Here is a 14258-nt window from a genome sequence, read left to right as displayed (position 1 = left end):
TTGAACAATTCCAAAATATGAAATTCACATTCACGTTTGCACCGCCCGCCGCGCCCGCGCCATCAAAGCCGCCGTCCTGGCATATTACAGGACGACTTCTTTCATTTCTGGCCTACCTGCCGAACCTTCTCATGAGGTCGGCGGACCTGCGATCGGCTTCGCTTTCGCAGGGTCGCGCGTTGGAAAGCGCCAGCAATCCACCGCCTTGGACCAAGACACCTTCAACACCCGGGCCGACATCTTTCGCAATCAGTATGACCGGGCGAGCCGATGCCGGGGTGGCACGATAGATCTGACGCAGGCTGTGCTTATGCTCGACATGGACGATTTCATGCGAAAGAACGGCGGCAATCAGGACCAGCCGACACAGATAACGGCGTAACAATCGGAGAAAGCACGATCACGATCCAGATGTCGAACTATTCCAAGCGCTCCGGGTTGTTCCTCGCGTTGAAACGGATCTGCCGGTCGTGCCTTTCAGCATCTGGTTCTTAAAAGCATTCGCGGTTTGCCTGCCCTTTGCTGGCCTATCCGGCGTCTTTGCGAAAGCTAGCCACCCTCGCCGAACTGAGGAGCACGCGCATGCAGGTGCAACGATCCGAATCGCAAAATGGGGGCCGTGGCCCCCAGATCGGTACTCTTTTGCCTTTCGACACTACTTCATCGTCGGCATGACGAATTCGGCGCCGTCCTTGATGCCTGACGGCCAACGGGCGGTGACGGTCTTGGTCTTGGTCCAGAACTTGATCGAATCCGTACCGTGCTGGTTGAGGTCGCCGAAGCTGGAGGCCTTCCAACCGCCGAAGGAGTGATAGGCGAGCGGAACGGGGATCGGGACGTTGATGCCGATCATGCCGATGTTGATTCGCGAGGCGAAGTCGCGAGCGGCATCGCCGTCGCGGGTATAGATGGCGACGCCGTTGCCGTACTCGTGCTTCATCGGCAGATCGAGGGCCTCTTCGTAGTTCCTGGCACGAACGACTGAAAGCACAGGTCCGAAGATTTCGGTCTTGTAGATATCCATGTCGGGCGTGACGTGATCGAACAGCGAACCGCCGACGAAATAGCCGTCTTCATAACCCTGCAGCTTGAAGCCACGGCCGTCGACGACGAGTTTCGCGCCCTGCTCGACACCGCGGTCGATCAGGCTGTTGACGCGCGCATAGGCTTCCTTGGTGACGAGCGGTCCCATGTCGGCCTTATCATCGGTATAGGGGCCGATGCGCAGCGACTCGATCTTCGGGGTCAGCTTCTCAACGAGGCGGTTTGCGGTTTCCTCACCGACGGGAACCGCAACAGAGATCGCCATGCAGCGTTCGCCAGCCGAACCGTAGCCTGCGCCCATCAGCGCGTTGACGGCCTGGTCCAAGTCGGCATCCGGCATGATGATCATGTGGTTCTTCGCGCCGCCGAAGCACTGCGCACGCTTTCCGTTCATGGCGGCGGTGCCATAGACGTAACGGGCAATCGGCGTGGAACCAACGAAGGAGACGGCGCCGATATCCGGATCCGTCAGGATCGCATCGACGGCGGCCTTGTCGCCGTTGACGACGTTCAGGATGCCGGCCGGAAGTCCCGCTTCGATCATCAGTTCGGCCAGGCGCAGAGGAACGGACGGGTCGCGTTCGGAGGGCTTGAGGATGAAGGCGTTGCCGCAGGCGATTGCCGGCGCAAACATCCACATCGGGATCATGGCCGGGAAGTTGAACGGCGTGATGCCAGCGCCAATGCCGACGGCCTGGCGCAGGGAATACATGTCGATCGCCGGACCTGCGCCTTCGGTGAATTCGCCCTTCTGCAGGTGCGGGATACCGCAGACGAATTCGCAGACTTCAAGGCCACGGACGATATCGCCCTTTGAGTCCTCGACGGTCTTGCCGTGCTCCTTGGAGAGCAGTTCGGCCAGCTCGTCCATGTGCTTGTTCAGGAGTTCCACGAACTTGAAGAAGACTCGGGCGCGGCGCTGCGGATTGGTTGCGGCCCATTTCGGCTGCGCCGCCTTGGCGTTTTCGACCGCGGCACGGATTTCCTCGACGCTTGCGAGCGCCAACGTTGCCTGGACCTCACCGGTTGCCGGGTTGTAGACGTTGCTGCTGCGGCCGCTTGTGCCCTCAACATGCTTGCCGCCAATGAAATGACCGATCTTTCGCATGGATGTCCTCCTCATTTATTTCCGTTGATGGCGCATAGTCGCACTTCAATTTGCACAAATCAATGCAATGCGATAAGCAACCGTTGTGCAAAAATCGAAGCCAAAGCGTGCGAGCTGCTCCAAGGAGGCCTTCTGCAAAGGCGCAATCCTGGACAGCCGCGCGCCGAGAGGCCGAACTCAAGAGAGGCCGTCCATCGATGAGCGGCAAACGTGTCGTGAGAATGGCGGAACTGGAGATAGACCCTACCCAGCTCGATGCTTATCGTGCGCTGCTGGCTGAAGAAATCGAGGCTTCGGCCGCGTCAGAATCAGGCGTGCTCACCCTTTACGCGGTCTCCATCAAGGATCGTCCGGAGAGAATCTGCATCTTCGAAGTCTATGCCAGCCAGGAGGACTACGAAGCACATCTGAAGACGCCGCATTTCCTCAAGTACAAGACGTCGAGCGAGCGCATGGTCAGGTCGCTGTCACTCATTGATGTCGATCCCATCATTCTGCGCGGCAAGACCGGCGATGATCTGGCGAGGTAGGTTTAAAACTTGGTCGGCAGGGAATTAAGGACATGAACTGGGACGACGTCCGCATCTTCCTCGCCGTCGCCAGAACGGGGCAGATCCTTGCCGCCTCCAAGCGGCTGGGGCTCAACCACGCCACTCTCTCGCGGCGCCTGACGTCGCTCGAGGAGGCCCTTAAGACTCGCCTCTTCACTCGCCGCACCAATGGCTGCGAACTGACAGCCGAAGGCCAGGTGTTCCTCTCCTCGGCAGAGCGGATGGAGACGGAAATGCTCGCCGCGCAGGCCAACCTCGGCCGCACCGACACTGCTATCGCCGGCACGGTCCGCGTGGGGGCGCCGGACGGCTTCGGCGTTTCCTTCTTGGCCCCGCGTCTTGGACGGTTGATCGAGCGTCATCCGGAGCTGAAAATCCAGTTGGTGCCAGTGCCGCGTTCCTTTTCACTCTCCCAACGCGAGGCGGATATCGCCATCACGCTGGAACGGCCCGAACAGGGTCGCCTCGTATCATCGAAGCTGACCGACTATACGCTGGGGCTTTATGCCTCGCGCGGTTATGCCGAACGCAACGGTCTGCCCGACAACAACGAGGCGCTGAAACAGCACCGCCGCATCGGTTATGTCGAGGACCTGCTCTTCTCCCAATCGCTGAATTTCACCGGCGAGGTCATGCGCAACTGGAGCGCCGGCTTTGAGATCTCCTCGGCGACCGGTCAGACCGAAGCGGTGCGTTCGGGCGCCGGCATCGGAATCCTGCACGACTATATCGCCAGGCAATATGACGAACTGGTCCGTATCCTGCCCGATGTATCGATCCGGCGTGCCTATTGGACGACCTATCACGAGAGCGCCCGCGATCTGGTGCGCGTGCGCACCGTGGCCGACTATCTTCAGGAACTGGTCGGCGCGGAACGTCAGATGTTTCTCTGACCGCCGACCTGCTTCGGAGGCTCTTCGTTTTCGTCCGGATTGGGATCGGGCGTCTCGTCCGGCAGGCGATCGGGCTCCGGCTCCTTGACAGGCGGCTCCGGTTTCCAGCCAGGCCCGGGCATCGGCGGCTGATCGGGGATCGGTTCGTTGGGAACGGACATCCTGCTCCTTCCGTCTTCGATTTGCTTATCTGTCGGGTTTCAGGGCTTCGGCTGCACGCATCGGCATGCTGTCGATGATGGCAAAGAGTTCGCCGTTGCTCACCGGCTCGCTCACCTTGAGCTTCACGGTTCCGTCCTTGCCGACAAGGGCGGCTGCGAATTCACCAGCCTCTGGACCACGAAGCTCCTTTCGAAGCGCCGTTTCATTCAGATCGCCGCCTGCGCCGAAGATCGGCTTGACCGTGCTGCCGGAGATCTTGAAAACGACCATGTCGCGCTCCTGAAGGCCAGTGCGATCGGCAAGCAACTGGTTTTCCTGGCGGGCAGCGCGGCTATTGTCCGTGTCGGCGAAAATGACCAGAACCCGGCTCTTCCACCGGAACTCTTCGAGGCTCGCGACCGGCGCCTGACCACCCTGCGTCTCTTCGACCTTGGTTGCACCGTAAAGATGCGTTTTTGACATGCTGGTTCTCTCCCGTCCTACTTTAAACGGCAGGAGGGATGGCCAGGTTCCATGAATTTCGAGGCAATAGGGCCGAAGGCAAAAAAAAAGCCGGTCAAAATTTGACCGGCTTTTTAGTTCGTTCACATTGTTGCCTTACAGAGGAACGAAATCGGACGGCGGGACCTGCAATGCGGCAGCAATACGTCGCAACTTTGCAGGGTCGGCATTTTCCCCGTTTTCAATTTCGATGATTTCATGAGTGACGAGTCCACAGGTGACCGCCAGATCATCGACGCTGTAACCAACTGCCTCACGCGCTTTCCTGACCTCGGCGGCAACATTCATCGCGGAAACCACCGTCGCTTTGGATTCATCCAGATTCTTGAGAGAAATGGACATTAATGTCTCCTTCTAAAAGCACTCTGATGTAACCCCCGGCACAAAATGACATTCCAGCTCACATTTTGCAACGCAATATAACACAAAGTTTACCAAGGCTGCGGTGGCTAGATAGGGAGCCTGTGCCAGAGGGCAAGAGTTCAGTAGATAACAGGCCGGACGGCCCACGTGCATCTGCCGAATTCCGGTTTCTGAGAGGAATGGTATGGTACGGTTGGGTGGTCTCGAACCACCGACCTCAGGTGCCACAAACCTGCGCTCTAACCAACTGAGCTACAACCGCACAAATCGCGCCCGGCGCGACGGGGGTCACATACGAGGACTCGGAAACGAATTCAAGCCCTATCTCCCCTCAATGTACAAAAAGGCCGGACATAGGGTCCAGCCTTTTTTCTGATTGCACCCTGGAGCGGTCAGGCAGCCTTGAAGGAGGCCATGACCTTTTCAGCGGCTTCCTTGCTGGGCTTTGCGAGCTTCTCGGCAACCTGCTTGGAGGTTTCCTGCATCGACTTCGCTTGCTCGACGGTCAGTTCCGCCTGCTTGCGCAGGAACGCGGTCTGAAGTTCGACGAGTTCTGCAATCGACTTCACACCGAGCAGGGCTTCCATGTGCGAGAGGGAATTCTCAGCGTTCGTGCGCAGTGCGTCGATCGCCTTCAGGCCGATTTCGACCGTGCCGGCCTGGGCGGTCTGAACCGTGGCTTCGAGGGTCTTGCCGGCATCTTCGCCGGCGGCCTTCATCTTTGCATAGGCCTCACGCGACTGCTGGGCACCTTTTTCCGCGAAGTCGCGGAAGGATTCGGCAAACTTGGACGGGTCGAAGGAGGACATTGAAAAAACGTCGTCGATCTTTATGTTAGCCATCGAATTAAGCTCCTTGGGTTCAGGCGATCAATGCCTTCTTAGTTTGGATATATCTTATATAAGGCATTCCATTGTGCATTGCAACATAATTGTGCGCCGCACAACACATTAACCTTTTCACCCGAAACCCGACCCCTCCGCTGGACCCGTTTCCGGTGCGTCGTTATTAATAGACCGTTAATTTTTGAGAGGCCGAAAGGGACAAGGTTCCGACATGCCCGCAGTCCAGTACCCGTTCATCGACATTGCCGTGCATCAACGGGTGCGGGAACGCTTTTCGCGTGGCGAAGCAATGGTGCTTTTCTCGGCCGACCTTTCCCGCCTGCTTTGGGCCAACGGCGCCGGCGCGGAACTCTTCGGCCAGACCGCAGTCTACGATCTTCTCGATCAGGGCGTGAATCGTGCCGACATCACGTTCCGCCAGATCGAGACGACCGCTCGCCAGCTCGCCACGATCGGCGACGCCAAAAGCCTAATGATCCGGATCTCCAAGGGCTTCCAGCGCGCTCCTGCCCAAGCAACGGCCGAAATGATCGGTCTGTCGTCCGGCGAGCGCGGCATCCTGTTGTCGGTACCCGTAGCCTCACAACCGCTTCCTGCCGCAGAATCGGCAGCGAGAATGCTACGTGGGCTCGACGATCCCGATACGCATATGGCCGTAATCGGCGCGGAAGGCGAAGTCATTGCGTCCTCGCCCGGCTTTGCGTCGCTCGGCATCACCCAGCAGACCGCCAAGACGCTGACGAACCTTGCAGGCGCCCATCCCGACCGGCTCGTCAAGCGGCCGGTTGCAACCGGCAAGGGTTACCTGCCCGCTGCCGTCGGCAAGCTCAGCGACGAACCGGCGCTTAATCTTCTCTTTGCCGTCGAAACCGTTCTTGGCAATCTCGACCCGATCGACGCGACAGTGCCGGATGAGCCGTTATCCACAGCCGCCGTTAACCATATCGACCAGCCAAAGGGCGCGAAACTCGACGACGCACTCAACGCAGTTGCCCTTATCGAAGACGTCGAAGAAGCGCTGGAGATTGTCGACGGCGAGGAAACAAAGCCCGCAGCCGAAGCGGCAGACGAGCCGCTCATCGATCACGGACCGGACGAGCTTGTCCTGTCCGAACCCGAGATGCCGCGCGCTGACTTCGCTGACCCGGCCGCCGGCGATAAGATAGAGGCGGAGACAGGAGCAGATCCTGCCGATGCCGTGGTGGAGCGCCAGATCGAACCTGACGGAAAAAATCCGGGGCACGAAACCGAAGATGGCGGCCAAGGCAAGGTTGCCGCCCCGCCGACAGCAAACGGCTTCGCGTTCAAGCCAAACAGTCGTGCGACGCGCTTTGTGTGGAAGATCGATGCCGATGGCCACTTCAGCGAAGTGTCGAGTGAATTCGCCGATGCCGTTGGTCCGCACGCCGCCAATATCATCGGCGTCGCCTTTTCCGACATTGCCGCACTCTTCAACCTCGATCCCGAAGGCAAGATCGCCGAAGCACTCGCGCGGCGAGACACATGGTCGGGCAAGACGATCCATTGGCCGATCGAGGGAACGAGCCTGATCGTTCCTGTCGATCTCGCCGCACTGCCGACCTATACGCGCAACCGGGAGTTCGACGGCTTCCGCGGCTTCGGCGTTGTCCGGCTTTCCGATGCCAACGAGGATCCGCTGGCACTTGGTCTGACGCTGGGAGGCGATGCCTTCGGCCGCGACACGGCCGGCCCCGAGCAGTTGCCGGAAGGGGCGGCTCCGCCGGCATCAGACGCTGAGCGCCAACCGGGCGTGCCGGAAGCCATAGAGCAGCCCGAGGCAGTCTCCCAAGCCGTGTCTCGCGAAGAGCCGCCGGTCCTGCGCGTGGTGGATGCGCCGAGCCGCCGGCTGACGGACAAGATCATCCAACTCCATGGTGCAGGCCCGACGCTGAGTGCCGCCGAGCAGGCAAACTTCCGCGAGATCGCCAAACGCCTGGAAGCTTTCGGCGTTCGCGACGATGAGCCGGCTCCCGCCGAACCCGGTGCTGCAGGCAGCGCTGCTTCCACAAAGCCGGCGGAAGCTGCATCCGAAGGCGCACCGAACGAGGCAATATTCGAGAGCGCGAGCACGGCCGTCGAAGAACCGGCTGATGCAGCCAAGCCGGAGGAGCACGCCGAAACGCCCGAGCCGAGTAAGGACGACGCTACCGAGGGCCTGCACGAAACCTTTAGCCAGATCGAAGTGCTGCACAGTGCCATCCCCCCGCGGGTGAAGATGACGGATGGGCTATCGGCGGCCACCGTCGACCAGTTGCCGGTTGCCGTGCTCGTCCATGCCGGCGATGCGCTGATCCACGCCAATCCCGATTTCATGCGCCTGACCGGCTATTCTTCGCTTGAGGATCTCAGCGATGTGGGCGGGATCGACGCGCTGCTTCAACGCCGAGACTTGGACGAGAAAGCGGGACGCCCGGGCGCAATGGTCCTCGTGACGGCCGACGATTCGCTCGTACCGGTCACCGCCCGCCTGCAATCGATCCGCTGGGAGGAATCGAGCGCGCTCATGCTGGCGCTAATGCCTGTCGAGGGAAGCGACGTCGCACCCGCTCAGAACGAAAAAACCCGCCCGGACACCCGTTCCGACCGCATGGTCGAAAAGGTTGCCAAGCTGCAGGTCGAGGTGGAAGAACTTCGCTCCATCCTGGAAACGGCGACGGACGGCGTGGTCGTCATCGGCGCAGAAGGCGATATCCGATCGATGAATCGCTCGGCAAGCGCGCTTTTCAACTACGATGAGGAAGAGACCCGCGGCAAACCCTTCGTGATGCTCTTTGCGCATGAAAGCCAGAAGGCGGTGCTCGATTATCTGAACGGCCTCTCAGGCCATGGCGTCGCAAGCGTGCTGAACGACGGGCGTGAAGTCATCGGCCGCGAGTCATCCGGCGGCTTTGTTCCGCTGTTCATGACCATGGGCCAGCTTACTTCCTCGAGCGGCTATTGCGCCGTTATCCGCGACATCACCCAGTGGAAGCGCACCGAGGAGGAGCTTCGCAACGCAAAGGGCGCCGCCGAAACGGCAAATGCCCACAAAACCGATTTCCTGGCGCGAATCAGCCATGAAATCCGCACACCGCTCAACGCCATCATCGGTTTTTCGGACATGATGGCGAGCGAGCGATTCGGACCAATCGGCCATCCTCGATACATCGAATATGCCAACGACATCGGTCGTTCGGGCCGCCATGTTCTCGATATCGTCAACGATCTGCTCGATATTTCGAAGATCGAAGCGGGCGAGATGGATCTTGATTTCGCATCCGTCGGCCTCAACGAGGCGATTTCGGAGGCCGTGGCTCTGGTCCAGCCGCAGGCAAACGGACAGCGCGTCATCATTCGTACGGCCCTGTCGCAGTCGGTGCCGAATGTCGTTGCCGATCTCCGCTCCATCAAGCAGATCGCCCTCAACATCCTTTCCAACGCCATCCGCTTCACGCCGTCAGGCGGTCAGATCGTGGTTTCAACGTCATATGAAGCAAATGGCAGCGTCGTGTTGCGTGTGCGCGATACCGGCATCGGCATGACGCGCAGCGAACTCGACCAAGCAATGAAGCCGTTCCGGCAGGTTTCGGCCCAGTCGCGGCACCGCGGCGACGGGACGGGTCTCGGCTTGCCGCTGACCAAGGCGATGGTGGATGCAAACAGGGCGATCTTCGCGATCAATTCGACGCCGAACGACGGCACGCTGGTTGAGGTAACCTTCCCGTCGCAGCGCGTGCTGGCAGGCTGAATCAAAAAAGGCAGCCGCGAAAGGCTGCCTGGAATTTGGTGCTGTTCAACAAGAGCCTGGTCAATCGGCATCATGCTTGCGAGCCCGCAGGCAAACTTTTTTGCTCATGCGCAGCCCGAACTTCCTTTACCTTTGACCAACCTTTCTTAATGAAAGGTTTCGAGGCGACGGAAACGATCGAAGGCCATACCTATAACTGCATTTGATTGCAATCAGACGCGCAATTCCTCGAGTCCGACGAAAAGGTCGAGCGCCTCGGGATTGGCGAGCGCCTCCTTGTTTTTCACCGGCCGCCCGTGCACGACCTCGCGCACCGCAAGCTCTACGATCTTGCCGGATTTGGTGCGCGGAATATCGCTGACCGCGATGATCTTCGCCGGCACATGGCGCGGCGAGGCCCCTGTGCGGATGCGGGTCTTGATCGCCTTGACGAGATCGTCCGTCAACGCCGCACCCGGCGCGAGGCGAACGAAAAGCACCACTCGGACGTCGTCCTCCCAATCCTGGCCGATGCAGAGCGCTTCGGCCACCTCTTCCATCTGCTCGACCTGGTTGTAGATCTCGGCGGTGCCGATGCGTACACCGCCGGGGTTGAGCGTCGCGTCGGAGCGCCCATGAATGACAAGGCCGCCATGCTCCGTCCATTCGGCGAAATCGCCATGGCACCAGATATTCTCGAAGCGCTCGAAATAGGCCGCTTTGTACTTGGTGCCATCCGGATCGTTCCAGAAGCCGACCGGCATCGACGGGAAGGCCTTGGTGCAGACCAGTTCGCCCTTCTGCTGGCGGACTGGCTTGCCTTCATCATCCCAGACGTCGACGGCAAGGCCGAGGCCAGCCCCCTGGATTTCGCCGCGCCAGACCGGCTGCAGCGGATTGCCCAGCACGAAGCATGAGACGATATCCGTGCCGCCCGAGATGGAGGCCAGCTGGAGGTCTTGCTTGATGCCCTCATAGACGAAAGTAAAGCCTTCAGGCGAAAGCGGCGATCCCGTAGATGTCATGAGACGCAGGCTCGAAAGATCATGGGTGGTGCGCGGCGTCAGCCCGCTCTTGCGCACCGCGTCGATGTATTTCGCGGAGGTGCCGAAGACCGCGAAGTTTTCAGCCTGCGCATAGTCGAAGAGCACATTGCCGTCCGGCGCGAAGGGTGAGCCGTCGAACAGGCAAAGCGTGACGCCCGCGGCAAGGCCGCTCATCAGCCAGTTCCACATCATCCAGCCGCATGTGGTGAAATAGAAGAGCTTCTCTCCACGCTTCAGGCCGCAATGCAGCACATGCTCCTTCAAATGCTGCAAGAGCGTGCCGCCAGCGGAATGAACGATGCATTTCGGCACGCCAGTAGTGCCGGAGGAAAAGAGAATATAGAGCGGATGGGCAAAGGGAAGCCGCACGAACTCGACGGCTTTTGGCTGATGAGGTTTGACGAATTCTTCGAGTGTCTTGGCCTTCGGGGTCTCGCTGGCAACCGTTGCGGCATCGCCGGCATAGTGGACAATCACGGCCGGAACACCGAGGCTCCCTGCGACAGAAGAAACCTTCGCCTTCACATCCTGCAGCTTGCCGCCATACCAGTAGGCGTCGCAGGCAATGAAGAGCTTGGGGCCGATCTGCCCGAAGCGGTCGAGCACGCCCTGTTCGCCGAAATCCGGTGAACAGGACGACCATATGGCACCGATCGAGGCGGCGGCCAGCATGCAGGCGACCGTCTCGGGCATGTTCGGCATCATCGCGGCGATGCGATCCCCTTCGCCGATGCCAAGCGCGCGGTAGGCTTGCTGCAGCTGGGATACAAGCGCATGCAGCCGGTCCCACGACCAACGATACTCGACCTTGTCTTCGCCGCGGAAGACGATCGCATCAGCCGGCCCTTTGTCCGAAAGCAGGTTCTCGGCAAAGTTCAGCTTCGCATCAGGAAAGAAACGAGCCTTGAGCATGAGGTCGCCGTCGGCCAGCGCCCGAGCGCCCTGCTCCCCCTTCACACCGCAAAACGCCCAAACCGAGGTCCAGAACTTTTCGGGTTCCTTGATCGACCAGGCATGAAGGTCCAGGTAGGTTTTGAGTTCCAGACCAAACTCGGCGCTGCAGCGCTTTGCGAAGGCATGCATCGGGCTTGCCTCGATCGACTCTTTCGAAGGCACCCAAAGCGGCACGGTGTCACTCATTCAATCTCCTCCCCTATTATCCGCTATATACCATGCTGCAGCGCATTATAAAGTGTGCATCGCTGCGGAGGCAGGCTCCCGGCGATTTGCATATATCTCCCGTTTCATATATCCGGCGAAATCGATAGATAACGGATAAGCAGCTGAAAATCCTGGCGGGGCTTATGGGTACGTCAAGACAACCAAAATGGCGGCGAAAGATGCTACCCGTTTCCCGCTGGCTGCCGGGTTTCGCACGAATTGCAACGAGCCTTATCCTTTTCGCCGCCATCGTTTTCGTGGCGCTTCGCGTTGCCGCCCCTTACCTCGTTTCGAGCGGACTGGTGCGCTCCGGCATCGAGGACGTATTGTCGAAATGGACCGGCTATCAGGCCGAGATCAAGGGCGCGCCGGTTCTCGAATTCTGGCCGACACCGCGCATTACGCTGAACCAGATCGCCATCCGCCAGCCCGAAAGCAGCGGCAACAAGCTGCTCGGCACGATCGAGAGCCTTTCGGCCGATTTCAGCCTCATCGACGCCATCCGCGGCAGCGCCCGCTTTCATGAATTCCACCTGCTGCGCCCCAATCTTTCCCTCACCCGCGACCAACAGGGGCTGATCGACTGGACCTATGCCGGGCAGCTTGCAAAGGCGATCACCAGCGCGCGCCAGGAAGGTGGAGCCGAGGTCCTCGATCAAAGGCTTGATGCGACGATCGGTGCGATCACCGTCGAGGACGGCACGCTCAATGTCGCCGATCTTGCAAGTGGCAAGACCTATCATTTCGAAGGCGTGACCGCCGATATCACCTGGCCGCGACTCTCAAGCCCGATGACGGCGGTGCTGATGGCGAGAACGAGCGGGGAAGACCTGAAGCTCGACTTCTCGTCCAATAGCCCGCTGCTGATCTTCGGCGGCAAGGTTGCTCAGATCAAAACCGCACTTACCTCCAGGCTGATCACGGCAGAATTCAACGGTATCGGGGGGATCTCGGGCCTTGCGGGACAATCCGGCAACATGTCGGTCAATATTCCCGACATGCCGGCGCTATTGGCCTGGTCCGGCAAGTCCATCGCGGACGTTGAGACGCTGAGGGCGTTTTCGATCGAGAGCGACATATTTTCCGCCGCCAACGGCCTGCGCTTCAACGACGTCGTGCTCGGACTCAACGGTGCGAATGCAACCGGTGTCATGGACATCTCCATCGACACAAGCGCGCGGGCAAGGCTTGGCGGCACGCTGGCCTTCGACCATATGAACCTCAAGCCTTTCTTCGATGCCTTTACTCTGCGCCTGGCCGCCGGCGAAGCGGGCGCGCCCGAAGATGGCGGTCCGCTGCAGAAGCTTGATGTCGACCTCAGGCTCTCCGCCAAGGAAATGCAGCTTCCGCCCTTTCAGCTCTTTGATGTCGGGGCAAGCATCATCGTTTCCAGCAACGAAGCCAAATTCGATATCGGCGACAGCCAGTTCGAAGGCGGAGAGATGACGGCGCATCTTGAGGCAATGCGCGGGAACTTCGACGGCGGCGGCAGGCTGCAGGTCTCGATCCGCGGTGCCGATTTTGCCGGGCTTATCGAACGGCTGCAGTTGAAGGGCCCATTGCCGCTCACGAATGGATCGCTCGACATTTCGCTGAAGACCAACAAGCCGATATGGACGGCAGGTGCTGGAGACGTGAGCGGACAGCTGGCATTCCACGGCAATGCGGGCTCGATCGCGGGCCTTGACGTCGAAGCCATCCGAAGCCAGGCCGCTCAGCAGAAATTTTTCCCGCTGAGCGCGGTTTCGGGCCGCGCGTTCGAATTCAACCGGGTCGACGTGGTTGCCACTCTCGCGGATGGCTCGGCCGAGCTTCGCGGCGTCAGCGTTCAAGGCAAAGACGAGACGCTGACCCTTTCGGGCATCATCCCGTACGAATCCAGGGGACTGGCCCTTTCCGGATCGCTGCTGGCCACGGATGACGCCAAAAGGGCAGTTTTGCCGCTTCTGCCATTCTTCGTCGGCGGCTCTTGGCCGAACCCGGTGATTTCGCCGGTTCCGCTGATCAATCAGCAGGCACCCGGCCTCCAGTGATTTTCACGGCGCATTGGCTGCCGCACGCTCATCGCGTTCGCGCTGAATCTCGCGGCTCTTGGTGACGATCGAGGCGCAGATGACCCCAACCGTCACGATACCGATCAGAATCGTGCAGACCGCGTTGATTTCCGGGGTCACGCCGAGGCGCACCTGGCTGTAGATTCGCATCGGCAGGGTCGTGGCGCCCGGGCCCGAGGTGAAGCTCGCAATCACGAGGTCGTCGAGCGACAAGGTGAATGCCAGGATCCAGCCCGAAAAGACGGCGGGCGCAATGATCGGCAGCGTCACCTCGAAGAAGGTGCGGACCGGCGGAGCGCCGAGGTCCTGTGCTGCTTCTTCGATCGAATGATCGAAGCTCACCAGGCGCGATTGCACGACGACCGCGACAAAGCACATCGTAAGCGTCGTATGGGCCAGCGTGATCGTCCAGAAGCCGCGGTCAAACCCGATCGCCACGAAGAGCAGCAGCAATGAAAGGCCGGTGATCACCTCGGGCATGACCAGCGGGGCGTAGACCATCCCGGAGAAAAGCATGCGGCCGCGAAACCGCGTGTAGCGCACCAGCGTGAGCGCCGCGAGCGTGCCGAGGACGGTGGCCAGCGTGGCGGAGACCACGCCAACGCGTACCGTCACCCAGGCTGCATCGAGCAGAGCCTGGTTGTACAGCAGCTGCGCGTACCATTTGGTCGAGAAACCGCCCCAGACGGTGACGAGTTTCGACTCGTTGAACGAAAAGATCACGAGCAGCACGATCGGCAGGTAGAGAAAGGCAAAGCCGAGTGTGACCGATACGATGTTGAAGCGGGTCCATTGCAGCATGG

11 protein-coding genes, 1 tRNA gene and 1 pseudogene are annotated in these 14258 nt (G+C 60.1%); 4 read left to right on the top strand and 9 right to left on the bottom strand.

The features are described 5' to 3' along the window. Positions 1 to 118 precede the first annotated feature (118 nt). Together AM571_RS03885 and AM571_RS03880 are read right to left on the bottom strand one after the other, a co-directional pair. A pseudogene (locus tag AM571_RS03885) lies at positions 119 to 355 on the bottom strand (M48 family metalloprotease); the annotation flags it as partial. Between the two features lie 300 nt (positions 356 to 655). Beyond that, entirely contained in the window at positions 656 to 2152 is a 1497-nt protein-coding gene (locus AM571_RS03880; protein WP_074060270.1) for a CoA-acylating methylmalonate-semialdehyde dehydrogenase, read from the bottom strand. A gap of 197 nt (positions 2153 to 2349) precedes the next feature. Between AM571_RS03880 and AM571_RS03875 the strand changes: the two genes are divergently transcribed. Together AM571_RS03875 and AM571_RS03870 are read left to right on the top strand one after the other, a co-directional pair. Next, positions 2350 to 2682: a putative quinol monooxygenase gene (locus AM571_RS03875; RefSeq protein WP_074060269.1), complete on the top strand. Its 333-nt coding sequence runs from the start codon at positions 2350 to 2352 to the stop codon at positions 2680 to 2682. A 32-nt stretch (positions 2683 to 2714) separates the two neighbouring features. Continuing rightward, positions 2715 to 3596 carry a LysR family transcriptional regulator gene (locus AM571_RS03870; RefSeq protein WP_074060268.1) on the top strand — a complete coding sequence of 294 codons (882 nt, stop codon included), beginning with the start codon at positions 2715 to 2717 and terminating at the stop codon, positions 3594 to 3596. Here the strand turns inward: AM571_RS03870 and AM571_RS36855 are convergent. The 5 genes from AM571_RS36855 to AM571_RS03850 form a co-directional block, all read right to left on the bottom strand. Beyond that, positions 3581 to 3757: a hypothetical protein gene (locus AM571_RS36855; RefSeq protein ID WP_165921961.1), complete on the bottom strand. Its 177-nt coding sequence runs from the start codon at positions 3755 to 3757 to the stop codon at positions 3581 to 3583. The genes AM571_RS03870 and AM571_RS36855 overlap by 16 nt on opposite strands. Before the next feature lie 25 nt (positions 3758 to 3782). After that, a complete protein-coding gene (locus AM571_RS03865) occupies positions 3783 to 4220 on the bottom strand; it encodes a DUF4174 domain-containing protein (RefSeq protein WP_074060267.1) in 438 nt (145 codons plus the stop codon). Positions 4221 to 4355: 135 nt separating this feature from the next. Then, entirely contained in the window at positions 4356 to 4601 is a 246-nt protein-coding gene (locus tag AM571_RS03860) for a helix-turn-helix domain-containing protein (RefSeq protein WP_074060266.1), read from the bottom strand. A gap of 206 nt (positions 4602 to 4807) precedes the next feature. Next, a tRNA-His gene (locus tag AM571_RS03855) sits at positions 4808 to 4884 on the bottom strand. A 130-nt stretch (positions 4885 to 5014) separates the two neighbouring features. Further along, the gene (locus tag AM571_RS03850; RefSeq protein WP_039844018.1) at positions 5015 to 5464 is read right to left on the bottom strand and encodes a phasin; all 450 of its coding nucleotides are present in this window, start codon (positions 5462 to 5464) and stop codon (positions 5015 to 5017) included. A gap of 214 nt (positions 5465 to 5678) precedes the next feature. Between AM571_RS03850 and AM571_RS03845 the strand changes: the two genes are divergently transcribed. Next, the gene (locus AM571_RS03845; RefSeq protein ID WP_074060265.1) at positions 5679 to 9215 is read left to right on the top strand and encodes a PAS domain-containing sensor histidine kinase; all 3537 of its coding nucleotides are present in this window, start codon (positions 5679 to 5681) and stop codon (positions 9213 to 9215) included. A gap of 212 nt (positions 9216 to 9427) precedes the next feature. Here the strand turns inward: AM571_RS03845 and AM571_RS03840 are convergent, their stop codons facing one another. Beyond that, the gene (locus tag AM571_RS03840; RefSeq protein ID WP_074060264.1) at positions 9428 to 11380 is read right to left on the bottom strand and encodes an acetoacetate--CoA ligase; all 1953 of its coding nucleotides are present in this window, start codon (positions 11378 to 11380) and stop codon (positions 9428 to 9430) included. 164 nt (positions 11381 to 11544) lie between these two features. On the opposite strand from AM571_RS03840, the gene AM571_RS03835 reads away from it, so the two are divergent. Beyond that, positions 11545 to 13434 (top strand): AsmA family protein, encoded by a 1890-nt coding sequence (locus AM571_RS03835; RefSeq protein ID WP_074060263.1) that lies wholly within the window; start codon positions 11545 to 11547, stop codon positions 13432 to 13434. Between the two features lie 3 nt (positions 13435 to 13437). On the opposite strand, the gene AM571_RS03830 is transcribed toward AM571_RS03835, so the two are convergent. Further along, positions 13438 to 14256, bottom strand: coding sequence for an ABC transporter permease (locus AM571_RS03830; protein WP_074060262.1), 819 nt, complete (start codon positions 14254 to 14256; stop codon positions 13438 to 13440). Positions 14257 to 14258 lie beyond the last annotated feature (2 nt).

It is taken from the genome of Rhizobium etli 8C-3 (assembly GCF_001908375.1).
In the GTDB taxonomy this organism is placed as follows: Bacteria; Pseudomonadota; Alphaproteobacteria; order Rhizobiales; family Rhizobiaceae; genus Rhizobium; species Rhizobium etli_B.
Note: the sequence above shows the minus strand (reverse complement) of the source record. Positions and strands in the feature narration are given on the sequence as shown.

Bases quoted from the DNA above. Each gene is read 5' to 3' on its own strand.
- AM571_RS03860 (WP_074060266.1), bottom strand. From the start codon at position 4,601: ATGTCCATTTCTCTCAAGAATCTGGATGAATCCAAAGCGACGGTGGTT.
- AM571_RS03830 (WP_074060262.1), bottom strand. From the start codon at position 14,256: ATGCTGCAATGGACCCGCTTCAACATCGTATCGGTCACACTCGGCTTT.
- AM571_RS03845 (WP_074060265.1), top strand. From the start codon at position 5,679: ATGCCCGCAGTCCAGTACCCGTTCATCGACATTGCCGTGCATCAACGG.
- AM571_RS36855 (WP_165921961.1), bottom strand. From the start codon at position 3,757: ATGTCCGTTCCCAACGAACCGATCCCCGATCAGCCGCCGATGCCCGGG.
- AM571_RS03840 (WP_074060264.1), bottom strand. From the start codon at position 11,380: ATGAGTGACACCGTGCCGCTTTGGGTGCCTTCGAAAGAGTCGATCGAG.
- AM571_RS03880 (WP_074060270.1), bottom strand. From the start codon at position 2,152: ATGCGAAAGATCGGTCATTTCATTGGCGGCAAGCATGTTGAGGGCACA.
- AM571_RS03875 (WP_074060269.1), top strand. From the start codon at position 2,350: ATGAGCGGCAAACGTGTCGTGAGAATGGCGGAACTGGAGATAGACCCT.
- AM571_RS03850 (WP_039844018.1), bottom strand. From the start codon at position 5,464: ATGGCTAACATAAAGATCGACGACGTTTTTTCAATGTCCTCCTTCGAC.
- AM571_RS03870 (WP_074060268.1), top strand. From the start codon at position 2,715: ATGAACTGGGACGACGTCCGCATCTTCCTCGCCGTCGCCAGAACGGGG.
- AM571_RS03835 (WP_074060263.1), top strand. From the start codon at position 11,545: ATGGGTACGTCAAGACAACCAAAATGGCGGCGAAAGATGCTACCCGTT.
- AM571_RS03865 (WP_074060267.1), bottom strand. From the start codon at position 4,220: ATGTCAAAAACGCATCTTTACGGTGCAACCAAGGTCGAAGAGACGCAG.